Genomic DNA, 22,791 nt, shown 5'->3' with positions numbered 1-22,791 from the left:
ATACAATACATCTGTCAAGGTAATAACTTTACAGTTATATATTATTATATAAAGGTTGATTACATGTTTGAAAAAGTTGTGGAAATAGGATTATTATTCGATTTTTATGGAAAACTTTTAAGTACAAAACAGTATCAAAGTATTGAATTATATTATATACATGATCTTACTTTAAGTGAGATAGGTGAGCAGTTAAATATAAGTAGACAAGGTGTATATGATTTGATTAAAAGGGCTGAGGTATCTTTATATAAATATGAAAAAACTTTAGGATTGGTAGAAAAATTTGAAAATAATCGATTAAAAATTAAAGAATTAAAATTTTTATTAGAAAAATTGAAGGAATTAGTTAATATTAATGATGAGAATAAAACAATATTTGAAAATATAAATTTAATTATTGAACAGTTACTTAAAAATAATCAGGAGGTGAGATAGTGGTTTTTGAGAGTTTAGCTGAAAAACTTCAAAATACCCTTGGAAAATTAAAGGGAAAAGGCAAATTGACTGAAAAAGATGTAAAACAAGCAATGAGAGAAGTGAAATTAGCACTTCTAGAAGCAGATGTTAATTTTAAAGTTGTTAAGAAATTTATTAATAAAATTAATGAAAGAGCTGTAGGGCATGAAGTTATGGAAAGTCTTACTCCTGGTCAGCAAGTTATAAAGATAGTTAACGAAGAACTTACATCTTTAATGGGAGAAAAAGAAAGTAAGATTAATTTTGCAGATAATCCTCCTACAATTATAATGTTATGTGGACTTCAAGGAGCAGGTAAAACAACATTATCGGGTAAATTAGGAAATCATTTAAAGAAGAAAGGAAAGAATCCTTTATTGGTAGCTTGTGATATTTATAGACCTGCTGCTATAAAACAATTAGAAGTAGTTGGAAAACAAGTTGATATTCCTGTATTCTCTATGGGGGATAAGCAGAATCCTGTTAATATAGCTAATGCAGCTTTAGAGCAAGGAAAGAAAAATGGTAATGATGTTATTATTATAGATACAGCGGGAAGACTTCATATCGATGAAGGATTGATGGATGAACTTAGAGATATTAAGGATTCGATTAATCCTAATGAGATTTTATTAGTAGTTGATGCTATGACAGGACAAGATGCTGTTTCTGTTGCTGAAAGTTTTAATGAAAGATTAGATATTGATGGTGTTGTATTAACAAAACTTGATGGAGATGCTAGAGGTGGTGCAGCTTTATCAATTAGAGCTGTTACGGAAAAACCATTGAAATTTGTTGGTATGGGAGAAAAACTTGAAGATTTAGAACCTTTCCATCCAGATAGAATGGCTTCTAGAATTTTAGGAATGGGAGATATGCTAAGTCTTATTGAAAAAGCTCAAGCTAATATAGATCAAAAAAAAGCAATGGAATTAGAAAAAAAATTAAAGAATCAAGAGTTTACTTTCGATGATTTCTTGGATCAATTGGAGCAAATGAAAAATATGGGTCCATTGAGTCAAGTTCTGGAAATGATTCCTGGAATGAATTCTAAACAATTAAAAAAACTAAATGTTGATGATAAAGAATTAGTTAAAATAGAAGCAATAATAAAATCAATGACTAAGGACGAAAGAAATAATCCATCTATTATAGATGGTAGTAGAAGAAAAAGAATTGCAAAAGGAAGTGGAACTAATATTCAAGATGTAAACCGACTTTTAAAACAATTTAAAGAGACTAGGAAAATGATGAAGCAATTTTCTGGTATGGAAAAAGCTATGAAAAAAAGAGGAAGAATGAACTTCCCATTTTTCAAATAAATAGGAGTACTTTAAGGAGGTGAAATTAAATGTCAGTTAAAATTAGATTAAAAAGAATGGGAGCTAAGAAAAAGCCTTTCTATAGAATAGTAGTTGCTGATTCTCGTTCACCAAGAGATGGAAGATTTATCGAAGAGCTTGGATATTACAATCCAATTTCTGAACCTAAAGAATTTAAAATAGATGCTGATAAGGCTGTAAAATGGTTGAAAGATGGTGCTAAACCTACTGATACTGTAAATAGTCTTTTCAAAAACAATGGTGTTCTTGAAAAATTTGAGGAATCCAAAAAAGCATAGTAGCTTTCAGGGGGGTGAAAAAATGAAAGATTTAGTAGAAATGATTGCAAAAGCACTTGTAGATAATCCTGATGCTGTTGAAGTAAATGAAGTAGAGGGATCACAGTCAGTTATCATTGAATTAAAGGTAGCCCCAGATGATATGGGTAAAGTAATTGGAAAACAAGGTAGAATAGCAAAAGCTATAAGAACCGTTGTTAAAGCAGCTGCTATTAAAGAAAATAAAAGAGTAGTTGTTGAGATTATATAAAAGGGATTAGTTTTACTAGTCCCTTTTATATAATCCCATTATTAAGCAAGAGGTGTGTAAAAATGATAGACAAAATAAAAGTAGGGAAAATAGTAAATACCCACGGGATTAAAGGAGAATTAAAAATACTTCCTTTAACTGACGATTATAAAAGATTTAATGATTTGAATAAAGTATATATTAATAGTGAGGAATATATTATTAATAAGGTATGGTATAAAAAGGGTTTTCCAATAATTAGTATTAAGGATTTTAATAATATAAATGATGTTATGAAGTTTAAAAATGAATATATGTATATTACAATAGAAGATACAGTGGAATTAGAAAAAGATACTTATTTTATATTTCAAATAAAAGGATTAAAGGTGCTTACTGTAGATGGATTAGAAATAGGTATTGTAAAAGATGTATTAACACCAGGAGCAAATGATGTATATGTGGTAAAAGGTAATAAAAAAGAATATTTAATACCAGCAGTTAAGGAATTTGTTAAAGGGATTAATTTAGAAGAGAAAAAAATTATAATAAAACCTATAGAGGGGTTATTAGAATGAAAATTAGTATTTTATCTCTTTTCCCAGATATGTTTAAATCAGTATTAGGGGAAAGCATTATTGGAAGAGCTATTGAAAATAATATTGTAGAATTAAAATACATTAATATAAGAGATTTTTCTAATGATAAACATAATAGAGTTGATGACTATCCCTTTGGAGGTGGACCAGGTATGGTCATGAAGCCTGAACCTATTTATAGAGCTATAGAGCATGTTAAATCAGATTATTCTAGAGTTATTTATTTAAGTCCAAAGGGAAAAGTTTTTAATCAAAGCATGGCCAATGAACTATCAAGAGAGAAAGATTTAGTTTTTTTATGTGGACATTATGAGGGTATAGATAATAGAATTATAGAAAATTATGTTGATGATATTATTTCGTTAGGAGATTATGTTCTTACTGGGGGAGAAATTCCTGCAATGGTAATGATAGATTCAATTGTACGTTTATTACCTGGAGTTTTAAAAAGTGATGAATCTTTTATAGATGAGTCTCATTACAATGGATTACTAGAATATCCTCAGTACACTAGACCTAGAGAATTTAAAGGACATGAGGTACCAGAAATTCTATTATCAGGAAATCATAAAAAGATAGATGAATGGAGAAAATATGAATCTATTAAGTTAACATATAAAAACAGACCAGATTTGCTTGAAAATATAAATTTATCATTAGAAGAGAAAAGATATTTAGATAAGATTGAACAAGAAGAAAAAAATAAGTTGTAATATGTTCTTCTATGTGCTATAATTACATGGGTAACACGGACGGTCCTCTATCTTAAAGGTAAGAACGTCTAGGCAGAAGGGAGGTAGAAAAATATGAATATAATTAAAATGATTGAACAAGAGCAATTAAACAATAATATTTGTGATTTTAATGTTGGTGATACAGTACAAGTACATTATCATATTAAAGAAGGTAATAGAGAAAGAATTCAGGTTTTTGAAGGTACAGTAATTAAGAAACAAGGCGGAAGTAATAGAGAAACTTTTACTGTAAGAAGAATTTCTTATGGAGTAGGGGTAGAAAGAACTTTCCCATTACATTCACCTAAAATCGAAAAATTAGTAGTAACAAGAAAAGGTAGTGTAAGAAGATCTAAATTATACTACTTAAGAGAAAGAACTGGTAAGAGAGCTAAAGTTAAAGAAAAAAGAGATTATTAATAAAGTTATGGGGCTGGTGACAGTCCCATTATTTCATATATAGAATGAATATGAAATTGGAGTGATTTTATGAATATAAATTGGTTTCCAGGACATATGAAAAAGACTAGAGAATTATTACAAAAGAATTTGAAATTAGTGGATATTGTGTATGAATTAATTGATTCAAGAATTCCTTTAAGTAGCAGAAATCCAGAAATAGATAAAATAGTTCAGAATAAACCAAGAATTGTTATTATGAATAAAAGTGATCTTAGTAATTCTAATATAAATAAAGAATGGGTAGAATATTTTAGCAAATTAGGAGTAAATACAGTATTAGTAGATGCTATAAAAAATAAAGGCGTATCACAAATTATAAGCGAGACTAATAATCTTGTTAAAGAAAAAAAAGAAAAATTATTAAGTAGAGGCATAAAGAATAAACCTATTAGGGCTATGATAGTAGGTATACCTAATGTAGGTAAATCTACATTAATAAATTCATTAGCAGGAAGAAAAAGTGCTAAAACTGGAGATAGACCAGGAGTAACAAAAGGAAAACAATGGATTAAATTGAAGGGAAATATTGAGTTATTAGATACACCAGGTATTTTATGGCCGAAGTTTGAGGAACAAGAAGTGGCATTAAATCTTGCATTTACTGGAGCAATAAAAGATGAAATAATGGATATTGAGACATTGGCTTTAAAATTAATTGAAAAATTAATGGTTTTAGCCTCTAATAGTATTGAAAAAAGATATGATGTTATGATTGAAGGTAAGACATCTCTTCAGGTAATGGATGATATTGGAATAAGGAGAGGTTGTATTTTAAGAAAAAAAGAAATAGATTATGCTCGTGTCGCTAATATAGTATTAGATGAGTTTAGAGATGGTACTATTGGAGATATTTCACTGGAAACTCCAAAGAAAATATAGTAAAATATAATAAAGGACTTCCACTATTTAGGGAGTCTTTTATTATATGAATCGACTGATAGAATGGAGTGTTAAAATGTTAAGTATAGAGAAAGAAATCTGGAATAATGGTTATCAATATATTGCTTGTATAGATGAAGTTGGTAGAGGATGTTTAGCAGGAGATGTAGTAGCTTGTGCTATAGTTATGCCGAAGGATTTAATTATAGAAGGAGTTAAGGATTCAAAAAAAATTTCTCCAAAGAAAAGAGAGAAATTGTACGATATAATATATGATAAGTCAATTGCGATAGGAATTGGATCGGTTGATAATAATGTGATAGATGAAATAAATATAAAAAAAAGTACTCATTTGGCAATGAAAAAGGCTATTGAAAATTTAAATACTAAAAATGGAGAGAAAATAAAGCCCGATATGTTGCTTATAGATGCTGAAAAATTAGATATTGATATAGAACAAAGAAATATAATAAAAGGTGATGAAAAGTGTCATGGTATTTCAGCAGCTTCAATAATAGCAAAAGTATATAGAGATAGAAAACTTATTGAATTAGCAAAAATATATAAAGGTTATGCTTTTGAAAGAAATAAAGGTTATGGAACAAAAGAACATAGAGATGCTATTAAAAAGTTAGGACCTACACCAATTCATAGGATGACATTTTTAAAAAATATATTATAGATGGTGATATAATGAAATTAAATAATATATCTTCATTATTAAATAAAGATATACTTAACATTAAAAATGATATATTTATTAAAGGAAAACTAGTTGAAAAAATAGATAATAAGATACTTATTGAATTAAATAATGGTGATATAATTAAAGCAGAAACAAAAATCCCATTAGATGCAGAAATAGGAAAGGATATAGAGTTTGTAGTTAAGGAAATAAAAGATGAAGTTTTATTTTTAAATCCAAAAGATAAGGCAACTAATGAAAAAATTTCTGAGGGATTAATTAGTAAAGTTTTAAAAGAAAATAATCTTGTAGATACAAAGCAAAATATAGAAATCATAAAAGGATTAATAAGTTTAGATATGAAGATTGATAAAGAAACTGTTTTAAATCTTATTAGAAATATTGATAAATTAGAATTAATTTTTAAGAGTTTAGATAATAAATTTTTAAATTTAGATTCTGATTTAGAATTTAATGAAATTTTAACCAGTGATTTAGAGCAAGAAAGAATAGAAAAAATAATCAATTATAATACTAAAGAGATAGAAGAAAGTAAAGAAGTAATAAAAAACTTATTTGAATTAAACCCAAATAATAGAGAAAGTGAAAATTTGAGTTTAAAGGAAAATACTATTAAAGCATTATTATTTCTTTCTAAAAATGATATGGATATAAATATTAAAAATTTAAAATTTACTATGGATATAATCGAAGGTAAAAATTTTTTATCTTCTAATGTTCAAAAGATTGAAGATTTTATAAATGCTGATAGCAAATTATATAATATAAAAGAAAAATTAGATAATTTGGTGAATATGAATGGTGATTTTACAAAAATTCAAAATGAAAAATTAATTATTAAAAATCATTATACTAAATTAACAGAAATTATAAATGAAATAAACGAAAAAATAAGTAATCAAGATAATAATGACATAAAACCTTTTTTGGACGCAGTAAAAGAAGAATTAGATTTTTTAAAGAATATAAATAAAAATATGACTTTTTTATATTATCCTATAAATTTGAAGAATGAAGAAATACTAGAAAAAGTATATATATTTAATAAAAATAAAAATAAGTTTAGGAATGATAAATTTAAAATTTATTTTTCATTAAATACAGATAATTTAGATAAAGTAGATATTATGTATGAAATTTTTCAAAATAATAATTATATAACTTTTAAGTTGAAAAATGAAGATATAGCTGAATATATTAGGAAGAATAAAAATATTTTAGAAATATATCTGGAAAATGTCGGTATTAAAAACTTTACTATTAACATAAAAGTTTCTGAAGAAACTACATATTTTAATCCTTTAAATGAAGTAGATTTAAATAATTATATATTTGACGCTAGGGTGTGAATATAGGTGAAAGATAAAGATATAGCTATTGCTTTGAAATATAAATCGGATAAAGATATAGCACCTAAGGTAATAGCTAAGGGAAAAGGGATTGTAGCTACGAAAATAATTAATAAAAGCAAAGATGAAGATATATATGTATATAAAGATGAGGATTTAGTAAATAAATTATATTCTATTGAATTAGGTAATGAGATTCCTTTCGAATTATATGAAACTATAGCTGGAATTCTAGCTTTTGTATATGAAGTTGATAAAAAGAAGGGATTAGATGAAAAAGGAGAATAGAAATAAAGGAAATTATGGTGAACAAACTGCAATAGAATATCTTCTGAATAAAGACTATAAAATTTTAGAAAAGAATTTTACCACTAAAATAGGTGAAGTAGATATTATAGCTAAAGATAATGATATAGTAGTATTTATTGAAGTTAAATTGAGAAGAAATTCAAAATATGGCTATCCTTTTGAAGCAGTAGATTATAAGAAGCAGAAGAAAATAATTAATGTAGCTCAATTATATGTAAAATATAAAAAATTATATAACACACAACTTAGATTTGATATAATAGAAGTATATTTGGACAATAATTATATAAATCATATTTCTAATGCTTTTTGGGCATAAAAATTCTTATTAAAAAAGGCTCTCATTTGAGAGTCTTTTTTAATATTGGTATTGAATTTTCAATATAATCGTGAACTTTTTCAAAGAGTAATCCTAGAATAAACCAATATGGAAGATAATCTAGTCTTATATAACCCAAAATAGTATAAGGAGAGTTTCCGCTATAATCCCAAGGACATATACCTATTATTTTTTCTAATAAAAATCCAGTTATAAATTCTATAACAAATATTACAAGAGACCATATACCTCCTCTTATTATAAAATTTTTATTTCTAATAGTATCATGTATTTTTTCTAAAAAAACAGCAGAACCATATATAAAAAACATCCATATATAAGTATGACCTATTAAAGTGAAATCTTTTGATTTAATAAGAGACATTATTCCGGTAAAAAAGATTTCAATTAGTAGACCTAATAAACCATAAACGATAAATTTAATCAACATATTATTATTATTTGATTTAAAAATCATATTATACTTTGTAAACTTTTGAAAAAATGACAAATAAAAAATGGCGTTAAATGTTGAAATTTCTTTATTACCCTGGCAATATAAGTTAATTATAAAAATAATGATAGATAATTTATCAAAAATAAAAGTAAAGCAATTATCAATTATTACATAAGATATTATCATAAATGATAATAAAAACGATAATAAAATTTAGAAAATTTAAAGGATTCCAATATTATATTATTGAATAATATTTAAGTATAAAAGAAAAGAGGTAATGAGATATGTTATCAAAAATAAATACATGTGTATTACAAGGACTAGAAGGAAATATAGTCGAAGTAGAAACAGATCTTTCTAATGGTATGCCTAGTTTTAATATAGTAGGCTTACCTGATATGGCAATTAAAGAATCTAAAGATAGAGTAAGAACTGCTATTAATAATAGTAATTATCGATTTCCATTAAATAGAATAACTATTAATTTAGCACCAGCTAGTTTAAAAAAAGAAGGTTCACAAATAGATTTAGCCATAGCTACTGGTATATTAAAATGTATGGATATTATTAAGAATATTAATTTATCAGACACTTGTTTTATTGGAGAACTTTCATTAGACGGAGAAGTCACTGAGATTGATGGTGCTTTACCTATGGTCATATCTTTACTATCATTAGGTATTAAAAGAGTAATATTACCTTTTAAAAATAAAGAAGAATGTGGTGTAGTTAAAGGAATTGATATTATTCCAGTAAAAAATTTAGAACAGCTTGTTTCATATCTTAACGGACTAGAAGTAATAGAGCCATGGAAAACTAAGGAATTCAGCAATGTAGAAAAAGATAATAAATTTTATGATTTTAAAGATATAAAAGGTCAAGAAACTTTAAAAAGAGCAATGGAAGTAGCTGCTGCTGGAGGACACAATATATTAATTATTGGTCCTCCAGGTTCAGGCAAGACTATGATATCTAAGAGACTCCCTACAATATTACCAGATATGTCCTTTGAAGAGGCTTTAGAAGTTACTAAGATATATAGTGTTGCCGGATTAATAAAAAGTAATGGACTTATAAGTAAGAGACCATATAGATCGCCACATCACACAATTTCTAAAGTCTCATTAGTAGGAGGAGGAAGAGTACCTACTCCAGGAGAAGTATCTTTAGCTCATTATGGAGTATTATTCTTAGATGAACTTCCTGAATTTGGAAAATCTGTATTAGAGGTATTAAGACAACCTTTAGAAGATAATATGGTGACTATATCAAGGGTGAATGCTACTTTAACCTATCCATCAAATTTTATGTTGGTAGCTAGTATGAATCCTTGTCCGTGTGGATATTATGGTGATCCTATTCATGAATGCAGTTGCAGTCCTAGAGATATAGATAGATATTTAAAAAAGATAAGTGGACCTTTATTGGATAGAATAGATATTCATATAGAAGTAAATCCTGTAAATTATCAAGATTTAAAGGATAAAAAAAATAACAGTGAAGCATCTAATATTATAAAAGATAGAGTCAACAAATGTAGAGAGATTCAAATTAAAAGATATTCGGAAGAAAAAATCTATTCAAATTCAGAATTACAAGGTAGAAGTATAAATAAATATTGTAAAACAAATAAAAATGGAGAAAAAATATTAAAAAATGCATTTGAAAAGTTAGGATTAAGTGCTAGAGCTTATAATAAGGTCCTTAAAGTATCAAGAACTATAGCAGATTTAGATGAAAGTGAAGAAATAACTGAAAAGCATATTTTAGAAGCAATTCAGTATAGAAATATGGATAGAAAATATTTTTCAATTTAATTTACAAAAATAATTATAAATTGGGGGATAATATGGAGAATAGAGATATTTTAATATGGTTGAATAGCATTCAAGGAATTGGTGATAAAACTATAAATAGATTAAATGAATACTTTAAAAACTTGACAGAATTATGGTACTGTAGTAAAAATGAGATAATGGAATTAAATTATTTAAATAGTAAAATTAAAAGAAAATTAATTGATTTTAGAAATGATTCTTATTATAATGATATATTAACATATTCAAATGAAAATAATATAAAAATTATAACAATATTGGATGAAGAATATCCTTCCCATTTAAAGAATATATATAATCCACCTAAAACATTATACTTAAAAGGCAATTATAAATTAATATATAGACCATCTATTTCTATTGTGGGTTCTAGGAAAGCAACTTATTATGGGAAATGGGCTGCTGAAAAGATAGCAAAAGAACTTAGTTGTTTAGGAATATGTATTATTAGTGGAATGGCATTAGGAATTGATGCTATAGCTCATAAAGGTGCTTTGGATGAAGGTGGTGACACAATAGCTATATTAGGATCAGGAATAGATAAACCTTATCCTAGAAGAAATATTAATATTTTTGAAGAAATTTCTTCAAAGGGACTTGTTATATCAGAATTTCCTATAGGTATGGAACCAAGAGCTGGTAATTTTCCTTTAAGAAATAGAGTAATTAGTGGTTTATCTAAGGGAGTTGTAATTATTGAAGCTAGAGAAAAAAGTGGTTCATTAATTACTGCATATCATGCATTAGAACAGGGGAAAGAAATATTTGCCGTACCAGGAAATATTAATAGTATTTATAGTAAGGGAACAAATCTTTTAATAAAAGATGGTGCAAAAATAGTTACAAATATTGAAGATATATTAGAAGAAATTAATGAATTTAAGATGTTATTAGATAAAAATAAAGATAACAAAAAGAATTATGATGGTTTAAGTGATAAAGAATTATTAGTTATAAAATCAATAGAAAATGGACCAATACATTGTGATATGATAGCATATAATACTGATATAGATATAGTAGAATTAAATAGTATTCTTACAATTTTAGAGATGAAAAATTTAATTACTAGTATGCCTGGAAAAGTATTTACTATTAAAGATTATTAAATCTAAATAATTTATATTGCATAGTTTTTATAATTAATCGGAGGTGCATGTTTTGACAAAATCATTGGTGATAGTTGAGTCTCCTGCAAAGGCAAAGACTATAGGAAAATTTTTAGGGAAAAAATATAAAATTAAAGCTTCGGTAGGTCATATTATTGATTTACCAAAAAGTAAATTAGGTATAGATGTTGATAATAATTTTGATCCGAGATATATAACTATAAGAGGAAAGGGACCAATTCTTAGTGAATTGAAAAAGGAAGCAAAAAAGGCTGATAAGGTATATCTTGCTACTGACCCTGATAGAGAAGGTGAAGCTATTTCATGGCATTTAGCTAATGCTTTAAAATTAGATAAGGAAGAAAATAATAGAATTGAATTTAATGAAATTACTAAAAATGCAATAACTAATGCAATAAAAAAACCTCGTAAAATTGATATGGATCTTGTTGATGCTCAACAGGCAAGAAGGACGTTAGACAGACTTGTAGGATATAAAATTAGTCCATTATTATGGAAGAAAGTTAGAAAGGGATTAAGTGCAGGGAGAGTACAATCTGTTGCAACTAAGTTAGTAGTAGATAGAGAAAGAGAGATAGAGAAATTTAATCCAGAGGAGTATTGGAGTATTGATTTTTTATTATTAAAAGATAAATTTGAATTTGAATCAACTCTAAAAAATAAAATAATAAATGGAAAAATTGAAAAAGTTAAAATATCAAATGAAAAAGAAAGCAATGATATAATAAATGAAATTTCTAAATCAGAATTAATAATAAAGAATATTAAAAAAGGAAGAAAAAAGAGAAATCCCTATCCCTCTTATACAACAAGTAATTTGCAACAGGATGCTTCAACTAGATTAGGATTTTCCACAAAAAAAACTATGAGTCTAGCCCAAGATTTATATCAGGGAATTGATATAAAAGGAGAAGGAACTGTAGGACTCATTACTTACATAAGGACTGATTCTACTAGAATATCCAATGAAGCACAACAAGCATCTAAGGAATATATATTGAAAAATTTTGGTAAAAAATATCTAGCAAAGAGTAAAGCAACAAAGAATAAGAAAAATATTCAGGATGCTCATGAAGCCATACGTCCTACTGATGTACAGAAAACACCATCATTAATTAAAGATTCATTGAAAAAAGATCAATATAGGTTATATAAATTGATTTGGGAAAGGTTTGTTGCTAGTCAAATGGCACCAGCTTTATATGATACTTTAACTATTGATATAAGTGCGGGAAATTATATATTAAGAACTAGTGGTTCAAAAATTAAATTTGATGGATTTATGAAAATTTATTCAGTTAAAAATAAAGATAAAAATATAAATATACCAGATATGAAAGTAGGTGATAAAGTAGAAATTAAAGATATATTACCAAAACAGCATTTTACACAACCACCTGCTAGATATTCTGAAGCAAGTTTAGTAAAAACTATGGAAGAATTAGGCATAGGTAGACCTGCTACTTATTCACCAACAATTAGTACAATCTTGAGTAGAGGTTATGTAATACTTGAAAATAAATATTTCAAACCAACTGAGTTGGGTATCATAGTTACAGATTTATTAATAGAATATTTTAAAAATATAATTAATGAAGAATTTACAGCAGATTTGGAAAGTAAATTAGATAAAATTGAAGAAGGGAAAATTGTTTGGAAAAAAGTAATAGAAGAGTTTTATGAAGATTTTAAGACTGTATTGAAAGTAGCAGAAGAAGAAATTATTGAGATAGATATGGATGAGGAAACAGATATTGAATGTGAAAAATGTGGAAGAAATATGGTTATTAAGCATGGAAGATATGGGAAATTTCTTGCTTGTCCGGGGTATCCAGAGTGTAAGAATACAAAACCTATATTAAATAAAATAGATGTTTCTTGTCCAAAATGTAAAGACGGAGAAATAATTGAACGAAGGTCAAAAAAGGGAAGAAAATTTTATGGATGTACTAATTACCCAGAATGTGATTTTGTATCTTGGGATAAGCCTATAAATAAAAAGTGTCCTAATTGTAATAATATTTTGGTGCAAAAGAATAGCAAAAAAGGTAGTTATATAAAATGTAGTGAATGTGACTATAAATTAAAAGAAAATGAAAATAATTAAGTTGGGGGTGAAATAATGTTGAAAGCTACTACAATAATAGCAGTAAGAAAGAATAATAAATTAGCTTTTGCAGGAGACGGTCAGGTGACTATGGGTGATAAAACTATAATGAAGAATTCTGCCAAGAAGATTAGGAGATTGTATAATGATAAAGTAATAATTGGATTTGCTGGATCTGTAGCTGACGCAGTTACCTTGGCAGATAAATTAGAAGAAAAATTACAACAATTTAATGGGAATTTGATGAGGGCATCTGTTGAGTTAGCTAAAGAATGGCGTGGAGATAAGATATTAAGAAAGTTAGAAGCTATGTTAATAGCAGGAGATAACGAAAATCTTTTACTCATATCGGGTAATGGGGAAGTAATAGAACCTGATGAGAATATCATTGCAATAGGTTCAGGAGGAAATTATGCATTAGCAGCAGGGAAGGCTTTGATGGAAAACACTAATTTAGATGTAAAAGATATTGTTTTTAAGTCGATAAAACTTGCTTCGGAGATTTGTGTTTTTACCAATGACAATATTATAGTTGATGAGTTATAGGAGGTTTTTTATATGAAAGATTATACACCGGCTGAAATAGTAGAAAAATTAGATAATTATATAATTGGACAGGATAAGGCCAAAAGATCTGTAGCTGTTGCGTTAAGAAATAGATATAGAAGAAATAAATTAGATGAAGAGTTTAAAGAGGAAATAAAACCTAAAAATATTATTATGATGGGACCAACAGGTGTTGGAAAGACTGAAATTGCAAGAAGATTATCAAAATTAGTTAATGCTCCATTTGTTAAAGTGGAAGCAACAAAATTTACTGAAGTAGGATATGTTGGCAGAGATGTAGAATCAATGATTAGAGATTTAATAGAAACTTCAATTAGATTAGTAAAAAATGAAAAAATAGCTAATGTATATGATAAAGCGCAAAAAATAGCAGAAGAACATATATTAGATATATTAATCAATGGACCTAAAAAAAAGAAAGAAAAAAACATGAATCCTTTTGAAGTTTTTTTTGGTTCAAATACTGATGATGAAGACATTAATGACAAAGAAAAAAATGAAAGAGTTAATGATAAAGGTGATAATAGTATTATAGAAAAAAGATTAAAGAATAAGGAAATTGAAGATCAGTATATTGAAATTGAGGTTGAAGAAAACTATAATCCTCCAATGGGGATGATAAATAATATGGGAACGGATGATTTAAATATGAATGATATCTTCTCTGGGATTTTACCAAAGAGAAAGAAAAAAAGAAAAGTTACAATAAATGAAGCAAGAAAAATATTGGCTAATGAAGAGGCTCAAAAAATGATAGATATGGATGATATCGTTTCTATAGCTATAGAAAAAGCTGAAAATCATGGGATAATATTTATTGATGAAATAGATAAAATAGCTGGAAGAAGTGGTTCTGGTCCGGATGTATCTAGAGAAGGAGTGCAGAGAGATATATTACCTATAATAGAAGGAGCTACAGTTATGAGTAAGTATGGACCAATAAAGACGGATCATATATTATTTATTTCAGCTGGAGCTTTTCATGTATCTAAGGTAACGGATTTAATCCCAGAAATACAAGGTAGATTTCCTATTAGAGTTAAACTTCATAATCTTACAGAAGAAAATTTTGTTGAAATATTAACCACTCCTCAAAATGCATTAATAAAACAATATAAGTTATTGCTTCAAACTGAAAATGTTGAATTGATGTTTACAGAGGAAGGGATAAAAGAAATAGCAAAAGTAGCTTTTATAGTAAATGATCAGACAGAGAATATAGGTGCTAGAAGATTACATACTATATTGGAAGAATTATTAGAAGAAATATCTTTTAATGCTCCGACGTATAAAGATGAAAAAGTTATAATTGATAAGGAATATGTAAATGAAAAATTGAAGGATAATATAGCTCAAATTGATGTTTCAAAATATATATTATAAAAAACTAGTCATTCATGACTAGTTTTTTTAAAAAATAATTGTTAATTATATAGGTCAAAATTACCAATTAAAAGTTTCTTTCAAAATGCCTCGAAAAAAAAAGGATTTTATAGTATTATTGTAGAAAAGATTAATAATATAAAAAATACAAGATTTCTTGTATAAATTGTTACTTTTATTTCCTAACAGAATATTTAGTTAATTAAATAATTGGAGGTGTGGAAATTGTTAAATAATTCTTTTAGTAATATAGATTTTATGGGTAGAGCTTTAGATGGACTTTGGGAAAGAAATGAAGCAATAAATAATAATATATCTAATGTTAATACTCCAGGTTACAAAAAGACAAAAGTATTATTTGAAGATAACCTTAAAACAGAGTTAGAAATTAATAATAAGTTAAAGGTAAACACTACAGATCCTAAACATATAGAAGTTATAGGACAGAATAAAAATGGCGATATACAGGTTGTAAAAGATGAGTCTTATTCTACTAAAAAAGATGGGAATAATGTGAATATAGATGTAGAAATGGCAGAGTTAGCTAAAAACAGTATGATGTACAATGGAGTCATTAGACAAGTATCTGGTGAATTTAAAAAACTTAAAAGTATTATAAATGAAGGGAGATAATTGGAAATGGGGTTGTTTGATTCAATAAATATAAGTGCTACAGGTATGACGGCAGAGAGAACCAGAATGGATGTTATTTCAGAAAATATTTCAAATGCAAATACCACAAGAACTAGTAGTGGTACTCCTTATAGAAGAAAGATGGTTACATTTGAAGAGAAAAAGCCTAATTTTTCTTCAGTATTAAATGGTACTTTAAATTCTTATAATAAATCATCAGGGGTAAAGATTAGCGGCATTGTTAATGATAAAACTGAATTTAAACAAGTATATGAACCAGGACATCCAGATGCAAATGAAGATGGATATGTAGAAATGCCAAATGTAGATGTGGTTAAGGAAATGGTGGACATGATATCAGCCGCTAGAGGATATGAAGCAAACATAACATCACTAAATTCATCTAAATCAATGTTTACAAAAGCATTAGAAATTGGTAAATAATTAAGGGGGATTAAATTGGAAATACAAGGATTATCAAATTTATTAAATACTAATGAACAAGTTAAAAATATAAACAAAGAAAAAACAACTGATTTTGGAGAATTTTTAAATAATGCATTAAGTAATGTAAATTCTTTACAAAAGCAGAGTGAATATTTAAAAAATATGTTAGCAGTTGGTGAAGTTGATAATATACATAGTGCAGTTATAGCTAGTGAAAAAGCTGATTTAGCCTTGCAATTAACCCTAAATATAAGAAATAAAGTAATGGATGCATATAAAGAAATTATGAGAATGCAAATATAGATACAGCAAGGATGGGGTGAGTTTAATTGGTTGAAACAATTGAAAAGGCTAAGGAACAGTTATTAGGATTTTGGAAAGAGTTAGAAAAGAAGAAAAAAATCAGATTAATTGTAGGTATTTTTCTGATACTCGTAGTTTTGACCGGATTGATTTATACTTTTACTAAAACTGAATATGTTATTTTATATAAAGATTTACCAATGAAAGATGCAGGAACAATAACTGAAAGATTAGATGAAATGGAAGTAGATTGGAAATTTGGAGAAAGTGAGACTACTATACTAGTTTCTAAAGAATATAAAAACAAAGCAATGCTTGAATTAGCTTCTGAAGGTCTACCTAAAGAAGGATATAGTGTATTAGATGCATTAAATGAAAGTGACTGGACTATGACAGAATATGAAAAAAAGGAAAGAGTAAGATATGCAGATGAAAGTCAATTAGCGGCTACTATATCTCAAATTGAAGGCATTGCTGAGGCAAATGTTATAGTTGATATGCCTGAAGATACTGCCTTTATGAATGATGATGAGGTGGCTACATCTTCAGTTTTTGTAACATTGGATGGAGATTCATCTTTAAAGAATGACAAAGTGGTGGCAATCAAGACTTTAGTATCTAGTTCCTTTAAAAATATGGAAAAAGAAAATGTAAATGTAATTGATGATACTGGAAGATCCTATGGAGACGATGAAAGGGATATGGGAGAATATGATTTAACAGATCAATTATCTGTGAAACAAGGCTTTGAAAGTAAACTAAATAATAGCATTAAAAAATTTTTGGAGAACCTATTTGGGTTAGGCAATGTTGATGTTAGAGCAAGTGTAGATATGAATTTCGATAGTGAAATAACTAATATAGTAGAATTTACACCACCATTAGAAGATTCTACTGAAGGATTAGTTCGAAGTATGGAAAAAATAGAAGAACATACGATAAATGGAGCTGATGGTTCTGTTGTAGGTACTGAACCAAATACTGAAGATACTACAGATTACGCAACAGAAGACGGAAATGTATCTAAATATGATAAAGCTAGTGAAGTTATTAATTATGAATTGAATGAAATTAATAGAGAAATTAAAAAAGCTCCAGGAGGAATTGAGTCTGTAACTGTAGGTATTTTAATTAATAATGAAGCGATTGATGGAGAACTTACAGATGACATGAGAGGAGAAATAGAAGATTTAATACATGCATCAACAGGTATAAATACGGAAGAAGTAATTGTTAGCACTGGTGATTTCAATTCTATTGATGATAGTGATTCTGATGTAGATGCTGAGGAATCATCTGGAATACCATTGTGGGCATATATTTTAATAGCAGTTGCTTTACTTGGAGGAGCAGGTGTTATTGTATATAGAAGGAGAAAATCTAATGAGGAAGAAGATGAGTTATTAGTAGATGAATATGATCAAGATGAATATATAGAAGATATAGATTTTGAAACTGAAAAATCTCAATACAAATCAAAAATAGACGACTTTGTTCAGAAGAAACCTGATGCTGTAGCTCAACTTCTCAGAAGTTGGCTTAATGAGGAATAGGGGTGATAGTATGAGTAAAAAACAATATTTAACTGGAAAAGAGAAATCGGCAATATTATTAATAACCTTAGGGCCAGAGAAGTCAGCTGAAATTTTCAAACATTTGAACGAAGAAGAAATCGAAGAATTAACTTTGGAAATAGCAAATATGAGAAAAGTTTCTCCAGAGGATAAGGATAAAATAATAGAAGATTTTTATCAAATGTGCTTAGCTCAAGAATATATATCAGAGGGTGGAATAAATTATGCTAAAGATGTATTAGAACGAGCTTTAGGAGGACAGAAAGCTTCTAGTATAATAAGTAAGTTGACTACTTCTTTACAGGTTAGGCCTTTTGAGTTTATTAGAAAAGCTGATCCAAATCAATTATTAAATTATATACAAAATGAACATCCACAAACTATAGCATTAGTACTTTCTTACTTATCTCCAAATCAATCTGGACAAATTTTATCTAGTTTAAGTAATGAAAAGCAGGCTGAAGTTGCAAAAAGAATTGCAGAGATGGATAGAACATCTCCAGAAATAATTAAAGAAGTAGAGAGAATTTTAGAAGATAAATTTTCTACTATGGTTAATCAAGACTATACTTCAGCGGGTGGAATTGAATCTATTGTTACAATTCTAAATTCTGTAGATAGAGGTACAGAAAAAAATATTATGGAAGAATTAGAATTAGAAGATGCTGAATTGTCAGAGGAAATTAGAAAAAGAATGTTTGTATTTGAAGATATTGTTACATTAGATAGTAAATCAATTCAAAGATTTATTAGAGAAATTGATAATAGTCAGTGGTCTATTGCTTTAAAGGGTGCTAGTGAGGAAGTTAAAGAAGTTATATTTACTAATATGTCTAAGAGATTAGTAGAGATTATAGAAGAAGATATGGAGTTTATGGGACCTGTAAGATTAAAAGATATAGAAGAATCACAACAAAATATAGTTAATGTAATTAGAAAACTTGAAGATTCTGGAGAAATTGTTACGCCAAGGGGAGGAGATGAAGTTATTGTCTAGAATTATAAAATCTTCTCTTGTGATTGAAAATACTGAAAAAAAAGATTTAAAAAAAGATATGAGTTTAAAGAAGGATTCGTTAGAAAATCAAATATTAGATGATGCTAACGAGAAAGCAGAAAAAATTATTAAAAAAGCTAATGAGAAAGCAGAAAAAATCATTAATAATGCAAAAGAAGAATCAGAAAATATTCTGATTAAGACTCATAGTAAAAAAGATGAAATCATAGATGAATATAGAGATAAAGGTTATGAGGAAGGGTATAAAAGGGGTTATGAGGAAGGATATGAAGAAGGGAAATCTGAATCAACAAGTTTAATTGATGAAGCTGTAAAAATAAAAGAAAATAATATAAATAGTAAAAAAGAAATAATTGACAAATTAGAAAAAGATATTATTACAGTTGTTATGAAATCATGTAAAAAGATTATTAATAGATTATATGACGAAGATAAAGAAATCATATTGTCTATAATTCAAAAAGGTTTAGATGATTTAAATAATCCTTCAAAACTTACTATTAAAGTTTCTAAATATGATTATGATTTCTTGGAAATGTATAAAGATAAAATTAGTGTAATGATTAGTTCTATAGAAAAAATAGATGTAGTTATAGATAAAGCTTTAGATAAAGGTGGAATAATAATTGAGACACCTAAAGGAAGTGTTGATGTAAGTATTAATACTCAGATAGAAGAATTAGAAAAATTTTTAGAAGACTTATTAAATAGCGAGTGATTTTATTATGATAAATTTTAAAAAATATATAGATGAAATTGATAATATTGAATTTATAAAATATAGAGGTGTAGTTACTAAAGTAACAGGACTCACTATTGAATCTAATGGACCATTATCTAAAATAGGCGAATTATGTTATATATATCCATATAATTCTAAAGATCCTATTATGTCTGAAGTCGTAGGTTTTAAAGAAGATAAAATTTTATTAATGCCACTTGGAGAGATGGAAGGTATTGGTCCAGGAAGTATTGTTGTAGCTACAGGGGATACATTAAGAGTAAATGTTGGATACGAACTTGTAGGAAGAATATTAGATGGTATGGGTAATCCAATAGACGGAAAAGGACCTATAAAAGTTAATTCTAAGTATCCCGTATCTAACTTACCTCCAAATCCATTAGAAAGACAAAAGATAAAAGATGTATTACCATTGGGAATAAAAGCTATTGATGGGATGTTAACTTGTGGTAAAGGTCAGAGGATTGGTATATTTTCAGGAAGTGGAGTTGGTAAAAGTACTCTTATGGGAATGATAGCTAGAAATGCTTTAGCGGATGTTAATGTGATAGGGTTAATTGGAGAAAGAGGTAGAGAGGTAAGGGAATTTATTGAAAATGATTTGAAAGAAGAAGGTTTGAAGAAGTCAATTATTGTTGTAGCTACTTCAGATCAACCGGCTCTAGTAAGGATGAAGGGAGCTTTATTAACAACAGCTATAGCTGAATATTTTAGAGATAATAATGAAGATGTAATGCTTTTAATGGATTCTTTGACTAGATTTGCAATGGCTCAAAGAGAGGTAGGTTTAGCTATAGGTGAACCGCCGGTTACTAGAGGATTTACTCCTTCTGTTTTTTCGGTACTTCCAAGATTGTTAGAACGATCTGGAAATTCAGATAAAGGAACGATTACTGCATTGTATACTGTATTAGTTGATGGAGATGATATGAATGAACCTATTACTGATACTGTGAGAGGTATTTTAGATGGGCATATAGTTTTATCACGAGATTTAGCTAATAAAAATCATTATCCGGCTATTGATGTTTTATCAAGTATAAGTCGTGTTATGCCTAATATAGTGGATGATTCTCATAAAAATTGTGCAAACGAAATAAAGGATATTTTATCTACATATAAGACTTCGGAAGATTTAATCAATATAGGAGCATATAAAAAGGGTTCTAATGCTAAAATTGATAGAGCAATTAAATTAAATGATAATATAAATAATTTTTTAACTCAAAATGTAATGGAAAATTATTCTTTTAAAGATGTAGTAAATTCAATGAACAGTATAATTAGTAATTAAAGAGGGGGATTAAATGGGAAATTATGATTTCAGGTTACAAAATGTTTTAAATTTCAAAGCATCAACAGAGACAGAAATGGTATCTAAATATAATGATGCAAAACAAATATTGAGAAATGCAGAAAACGTATTGATTGATTACAATAAATTAAAGAAAAAAATAGAGAACGAAAAGAATAATTTAAGTATGTCTGGTAGAATTAAAGATTTAAAGCTTTATAATCAATATATAGATCAAATTAAATATCAAATAAAAAAACAAAAAGAACATGTTAAAAATGCAGAAGTTAAGGTAGAGTCAGCTAAAGAGGAGTTAATTGAGGCATCAAAAGATAAGAAAATATTTCAGAAATTAAAGGAAAAAGATTATAATAGATATTTAGAATATGAAAAAAAGAAAGAAGAAATTGTAGTAGATGAAATAGTCACATATATAAATAGTAATAATTAATGGGTGATGATATGAAAAATGAAAAATTAAAAGTAATATTGATAATTATTATAGTTTTTGTTTTAATACCATTATCTATATTAACAATACTTTATAATACTAGTAATGGATTTAAAATTGAAGCTAATAAATATTTAAGAAATATGCCTGGCAAGGTTGGGGATTATTTTAATCAATACCCTACTAATAAAGAATTAAACGATAAAATACTATATATAGCCGAATATTATAGTTTTATGGATTCAGATGCCGCAGCAGATAAATTGTACATAATAAAAGAAGATGACGAAGAATTATATCATCAAATAATTAAACAAATGAATAAATTATCTTCAGATAAAACTGAAGAGGTTTTAACAAAAATAAGAGATATTGAACTTAGAAAAAATTTATTGATATCTGTATATGATGAAATTGTTTCAACAAAGGAAAATGAGCTTTTGGAAGATGTAAAAAAGATTGAAGGAATGGATTTGCTAGTCGCTAAAAATTTAATATTACAATATTATAATGACGAAAATTTTGAGAGAGTTAACGATATATTTAATATAATAAGTATTGATAAAGCTGTAGATTTAATTTATTATTTTGAAGATGATATTTATGATTATATATTTAATAATTTAGAAAATGATAGAAAAATAAAGATTGATACTGATCTCACGGAAAAAGAGTTAGAAAATGAAAAATTAATTAGTAAAAGTGAAATTTATCAAGTAAATGATAATGCTGATATTATAGAAGAAATTGGGAATACGGATAATTATAATTATAATCAACTGGCAATAATTTATTTAAATTTGACTGTTGAGAAATCCAGTGAAATATTATCACAAATAGAAGATAAAGAATTTTTAGAAGAATTATTTTCTGAAATGAAAAATATAGAGTTATTAAATGCCATTAAGGATCCAAAGACAGTTAAGATAGCTAGTGAGATAGAAAACATAAAGGAATATAATGCAAAAATAAATGATTTAGTAAAAATATATCAAAAAATGAGTAGCAATGCGGTTTCTTCAATAATAGAAAAAATGTTTAAGGATGATCCTGAATTAGCTATTGATTTAATTGGGAGTATGTCAGAGGCAAAAATGGCTGAAATACTAAATTATGTGGATACCGATATTGCTAATCAGATTTCAAAAGAATTAACATCATGATTTTTATAATAATGA

General features: G+C 27.1%; 27 protein-coding genes. 26 read left to right on the top strand and 1 reads right to left on the bottom strand.

Annotated elements, in window-relative coordinates; all coding sequences use genetic code 11:
* Nucleotides 1-63 precede the first annotated feature (63 nt).
* The 12 genes from ylxM (at nucleotide 64) to GOQ29_RS10610 (ending at nucleotide 7,666) form a co-directional block, all read left to right on the top strand.
* Complete coding sequence (ylxM, locus tag GOQ29_RS10665; protein WP_203372637.1) at nucleotides 64-438, top strand: YlxM family DNA-binding protein; 375 nt, start codon at nucleotides 64-66, stop codon at nucleotides 436-438.
* Nucleotides 438-1,781 (top strand): signal recognition particle protein, encoded by a 1,344-nt coding sequence (gene ffh, locus GOQ29_RS10660; protein ID WP_203372636.1) that lies wholly within the window; start codon nucleotides 438-440, stop codon nucleotides 1,779-1,781. The genes ylxM and ffh overlap by 1 nt, the downstream gene beginning before the upstream one ends.
* 29 nt (nucleotides 1,782-1,810) lie before the next feature.
* Nucleotides 1,811-2,080, top strand: coding sequence for a 30S ribosomal protein S16 (gene rpsP, locus GOQ29_RS10655; RefSeq protein WP_203372635.1), 270 nt, complete (start codon nucleotides 1,811-1,813; stop codon nucleotides 2,078-2,080).
* A gap of 22 nt (nucleotides 2,081-2,102) precedes the next feature.
* Nucleotides 2,103-2,330: a KH domain-containing protein gene (locus tag GOQ29_RS10650; protein ID WP_203367688.1), complete on the top strand. Its 228-nt coding sequence runs from the start codon at nucleotides 2,103-2,105 to the stop codon at nucleotides 2,328-2,330.
* A 62-nt stretch (nucleotides 2,331-2,392) separates the two neighbouring features.
* On the top strand, nucleotides 2,393-2,887 hold the full coding sequence (rimM, locus tag GOQ29_RS10645) for a ribosome maturation factor RimM (protein WP_203372634.1): 495 nt from the start codon (nucleotides 2,393-2,395) through the stop codon (nucleotides 2,885-2,887).
* On the top strand, nucleotides 2,884-3,621 hold the full coding sequence (gene trmD / locus GOQ29_RS10640) for a tRNA (guanosine(37)-N1)-methyltransferase TrmD (RefSeq protein ID WP_203372633.1): 738 nt from the start codon (nucleotides 2,884-2,886) through the stop codon (nucleotides 3,619-3,621). Before rimM ends, trmD begins: the two co-directional genes overlap by 4 nt.
* Nucleotides 3,622-3,714: 93 nt before the next feature.
* Nucleotides 3,715-4,062 (top strand): 50S ribosomal protein L19, encoded by a 348-nt coding sequence (gene rplS, locus GOQ29_RS10635; RefSeq protein WP_203372632.1) that lies wholly within the window; start codon nucleotides 3,715-3,717, stop codon nucleotides 4,060-4,062.
* 69 nt (nucleotides 4,063-4,131) lie between these two features.
* Nucleotides 4,132-4,983: a ribosome biogenesis GTPase YlqF gene (gene ylqF / locus GOQ29_RS10630; protein WP_203372631.1), complete on the top strand. Its 852-nt coding sequence runs from the start codon at nucleotides 4,132-4,134 to the stop codon at nucleotides 4,981-4,983.
* A gap of 76 nt (nucleotides 4,984-5,059) precedes the next feature.
* Nucleotides 5,060-5,665, top strand: a complete 606-nt coding sequence (locus tag GOQ29_RS10625) for a ribonuclease HII (protein WP_203372630.1) — start codon at nucleotides 5,060-5,062, stop codon at nucleotides 5,663-5,665.
* A gap of 11 nt (nucleotides 5,666-5,676) precedes the next feature.
* On the top strand, nucleotides 5,677-7,038 hold the full coding sequence (locus tag GOQ29_RS10620) for a hypothetical protein (RefSeq protein WP_203372629.1): 1,362 nt from the start codon (nucleotides 5,677-5,679) through the stop codon (nucleotides 7,036-7,038).
* 6 nt (nucleotides 7,039-7,044) lie between these two features.
* Nucleotides 7,045-7,326, top strand: a complete 282-nt coding sequence (locus GOQ29_RS10615) for an EscU/YscU/HrcU family type III secretion system export apparatus switch protein (RefSeq protein ID WP_203372628.1) — start codon at nucleotides 7,045-7,047, stop codon at nucleotides 7,324-7,326.
* Nucleotides 7,310-7,666: a YraN family protein gene (locus GOQ29_RS10610; protein ID WP_203372627.1), complete on the top strand. Its 357-nt coding sequence runs from the start codon at nucleotides 7,310-7,312 to the stop codon at nucleotides 7,664-7,666. Before GOQ29_RS10615 ends, GOQ29_RS10610 begins: the two co-directional genes overlap by 17 nt.
* 22 nt (nucleotides 7,667-7,688) lie before the next feature.
* Here GOQ29_RS10610 and GOQ29_RS10605 read toward each other — a convergent pair whose 3' ends face one another.
* The gene (locus GOQ29_RS10605; RefSeq protein ID WP_252187593.1) at nucleotides 7,689-8,144 is read right to left on the bottom strand and encodes a putative ABC transporter permease; all 456 of its coding nucleotides are present in this window, start codon (nucleotides 8,142-8,144) and stop codon (nucleotides 7,689-7,691) included.
* Between the two features lie 266 nt (nucleotides 8,145-8,410).
* On the opposite strand from GOQ29_RS10605, the gene GOQ29_RS10600 reads away from it, so the two are divergent.
* The 14 genes from GOQ29_RS10600 (at nucleotide 8,411) to GOQ29_RS10535 (ending at nucleotide 22,776) form a co-directional block, all read left to right on the top strand.
* The gene (locus GOQ29_RS10600; protein WP_203372626.1) at nucleotides 8,411-9,943 is read left to right on the top strand and encodes a YifB family Mg chelatase-like AAA ATPase; all 1,533 of its coding nucleotides are present in this window, start codon (nucleotides 8,411-8,413) and stop codon (nucleotides 9,941-9,943) included.
* A 32-nt stretch (nucleotides 9,944-9,975) separates the two neighbouring features.
* The gene (gene dprA / locus GOQ29_RS10595) at nucleotides 9,976-11,073 is read left to right on the top strand and encodes a DNA-processing protein DprA (RefSeq protein WP_203372625.1); all 1,098 of its coding nucleotides are present in this window, start codon (nucleotides 9,976-9,978) and stop codon (nucleotides 11,071-11,073) included.
* Nucleotides 11,074-11,125: 52 nt separating this feature from the next.
* Complete coding sequence (gene topA / locus GOQ29_RS10590) at nucleotides 11,126-13,201, top strand: type I DNA topoisomerase (RefSeq protein ID WP_203372624.1); 2,076 nt, start codon at nucleotides 11,126-11,128, stop codon at nucleotides 13,199-13,201.
* A 15-nt stretch (nucleotides 13,202-13,216) separates the two neighbouring features.
* Nucleotides 13,217-13,747 (top strand): ATP-dependent protease subunit HslV, encoded by a 531-nt coding sequence (gene hslV / locus GOQ29_RS10585; protein ID WP_203372623.1) that lies wholly within the window; start codon nucleotides 13,217-13,219, stop codon nucleotides 13,745-13,747.
* A 12-nt stretch (nucleotides 13,748-13,759) separates the two neighbouring features.
* Nucleotides 13,760-15,151: an ATP-dependent protease ATPase subunit HslU gene (gene hslU, locus GOQ29_RS10580; protein ID WP_203372622.1), complete on the top strand. Its 1,392-nt coding sequence runs from the start codon at nucleotides 13,760-13,762 to the stop codon at nucleotides 15,149-15,151.
* 225 nt (nucleotides 15,152-15,376) lie between these two features.
* Nucleotides 15,377-15,784, top strand: coding sequence for a flagellar basal body rod protein FlgB (gene flgB, locus GOQ29_RS10575; RefSeq protein WP_203372621.1), 408 nt, complete (start codon nucleotides 15,377-15,379; stop codon nucleotides 15,782-15,784).
* A 6-nt stretch (nucleotides 15,785-15,790) separates the two neighbouring features.
* On the top strand, nucleotides 15,791-16,228 hold the full coding sequence (gene flgC, locus GOQ29_RS10570) for a flagellar basal body rod protein FlgC (protein ID WP_203372686.1): 438 nt from the start codon (nucleotides 15,791-15,793) through the stop codon (nucleotides 16,226-16,228).
* A gap of 15 nt (nucleotides 16,229-16,243) precedes the next feature.
* Nucleotides 16,244-16,534 (top strand): flagellar hook-basal body complex protein FliE, encoded by a 291-nt coding sequence (gene fliE, locus GOQ29_RS10565; protein WP_203372620.1) that lies wholly within the window; start codon nucleotides 16,244-16,246, stop codon nucleotides 16,532-16,534.
* A gap of 26 nt (nucleotides 16,535-16,560) precedes the next feature.
* Nucleotides 16,561-18,087 (top strand): flagellar basal-body MS-ring/collar protein FliF, encoded by a 1,527-nt coding sequence (gene fliF, locus GOQ29_RS10560; RefSeq protein WP_203372619.1) that lies wholly within the window; start codon nucleotides 16,561-16,563, stop codon nucleotides 18,085-18,087.
* A 10-nt stretch (nucleotides 18,088-18,097) separates the two neighbouring features.
* Complete coding sequence (gene fliG / locus GOQ29_RS10555) at nucleotides 18,098-19,105, top strand: flagellar motor switch protein FliG (protein WP_203372618.1); 1,008 nt, start codon at nucleotides 18,098-18,100, stop codon at nucleotides 19,103-19,105.
* A complete protein-coding gene (locus GOQ29_RS10550; RefSeq protein WP_203372617.1) occupies nucleotides 19,098-19,844 on the top strand; it encodes a FliH/SctL family protein in 747 nt (248 codons plus the stop codon). Before fliG ends, GOQ29_RS10550 begins: the two co-directional genes overlap by 8 nt.
* 7 nt (nucleotides 19,845-19,851) lie before the next feature.
* Nucleotides 19,852-21,162 (top strand): flagellar protein export ATPase FliI, encoded by a 1,311-nt coding sequence (fliI, locus tag GOQ29_RS10545; RefSeq protein ID WP_203372616.1) that lies wholly within the window; start codon nucleotides 19,852-19,854, stop codon nucleotides 21,160-21,162.
* 13 nt (nucleotides 21,163-21,175) lie between these two features.
* Complete coding sequence (gene fliJ / locus GOQ29_RS10540) at nucleotides 21,176-21,613, top strand: flagellar export protein FliJ (RefSeq protein WP_203372615.1); 438 nt, start codon at nucleotides 21,176-21,178, stop codon at nucleotides 21,611-21,613.
* An 11-nt stretch (nucleotides 21,614-21,624) separates the two neighbouring features.
* The gene (locus GOQ29_RS10535) at nucleotides 21,625-22,776 is read left to right on the top strand and encodes a MotE family protein (RefSeq protein WP_203372614.1); all 1,152 of its coding nucleotides are present in this window, start codon (nucleotides 21,625-21,627) and stop codon (nucleotides 22,774-22,776) included.
* The last annotated feature ends 15 nt before the right edge of the window (nucleotides 22,777-22,791 follow it).

This window comes from Anaeromonas gelatinilytica (genome assembly GCF_016820635.1).
GTDB classification, from domain to species: domain Bacteria; phylum Bacillota; class Clostridia; order Tissierellales; family SIT17; genus Anaeromonas; species Anaeromonas gelatinilytica.
This window is presented reverse-complemented; position numbering and strand designations above follow the sequence as displayed.

Excerpts from the sequence above, each read along its gene's own strand:
- ylxM (WP_203372637.1), top strand. The coding sequence starts at position 64 with ATGTTTGAAAAAGTTGTGGAAATAGGATTATTATTCGATTTTTATGGA.
- rpsP (WP_203372635.1), top strand. The coding sequence starts at position 1,811 with ATGTCAGTTAAAATTAGATTAAAAAGAATGGGAGCTAAGAAAAAGCCT.
- GOQ29_RS10650 (WP_203367688.1), top strand. The coding sequence starts at position 2,103 with ATGAAAGATTTAGTAGAAATGATTGCAAAAGCACTTGTAGATAATCCT.
- rimM (WP_203372634.1), top strand. The coding sequence starts at position 2,393 with ATGATAGACAAAATAAAAGTAGGGAAAATAGTAAATACCCACGGGATT.
- trmD (WP_203372633.1), top strand. The coding sequence starts at position 2,884 with ATGAAAATTAGTATTTTATCTCTTTTCCCAGATATGTTTAAATCAGTA.
- rplS (WP_203372632.1), top strand. The coding sequence starts at position 3,715 with ATGAATATAATTAAAATGATTGAACAAGAGCAATTAAACAATAATATT.
- ylqF (WP_203372631.1), top strand. The coding sequence starts at position 4,132 with ATGAATATAAATTGGTTTCCAGGACATATGAAAAAGACTAGAGAATTA.
- GOQ29_RS10625 (WP_203372630.1), top strand. The coding sequence starts at position 5,060 with ATGTTAAGTATAGAGAAAGAAATCTGGAATAATGGTTATCAATATATT.
- GOQ29_RS10620 (WP_203372629.1), top strand. The coding sequence starts at position 5,677 with ATGAAATTAAATAATATATCTTCATTATTAAATAAAGATATACTTAAC.
- GOQ29_RS10610 (WP_203372627.1), top strand. The coding sequence starts at position 7,310 with ATGAAAAAGGAGAATAGAAATAAAGGAAATTATGGTGAACAAACTGCA.
- GOQ29_RS10605 (WP_252187593.1), bottom strand. The coding sequence starts at position 8,144 with ATGATTTTTAAATCAAATAATAATAATATGTTGATTAAATTTATCGTT.
- GOQ29_RS10600 (WP_203372626.1), top strand. The coding sequence starts at position 8,411 with ATGTTATCAAAAATAAATACATGTGTATTACAAGGACTAGAAGGAAAT.
- dprA (WP_203372625.1), top strand. The coding sequence starts at position 9,976 with ATGGAGAATAGAGATATTTTAATATGGTTGAATAGCATTCAAGGAATT.
- hslV (WP_203372623.1), top strand. The coding sequence starts at position 13,217 with ATGTTGAAAGCTACTACAATAATAGCAGTAAGAAAGAATAATAAATTA.
- hslU (WP_203372622.1), top strand. The coding sequence starts at position 13,760 with ATGAAAGATTATACACCGGCTGAAATAGTAGAAAAATTAGATAATTAT.
- flgC (WP_203372686.1), top strand. The coding sequence starts at position 15,791 with ATGGGGTTGTTTGATTCAATAAATATAAGTGCTACAGGTATGACGGCA.
- fliG (WP_203372618.1), top strand. The coding sequence starts at position 18,098 with ATGAGTAAAAAACAATATTTAACTGGAAAAGAGAAATCGGCAATATTA.
- fliI (WP_203372616.1), top strand. The coding sequence starts at position 19,852 with ATGATAAATTTTAAAAAATATATAGATGAAATTGATAATATTGAATTT.
- fliJ (WP_203372615.1), top strand. The coding sequence starts at position 21,176 with ATGGGAAATTATGATTTCAGGTTACAAAATGTTTTAAATTTCAAAGCA.
- GOQ29_RS10535 (WP_203372614.1), top strand. The coding sequence starts at position 21,625 with ATGAAAAATGAAAAATTAAAAGTAATATTGATAATTATTATAGTTTTT.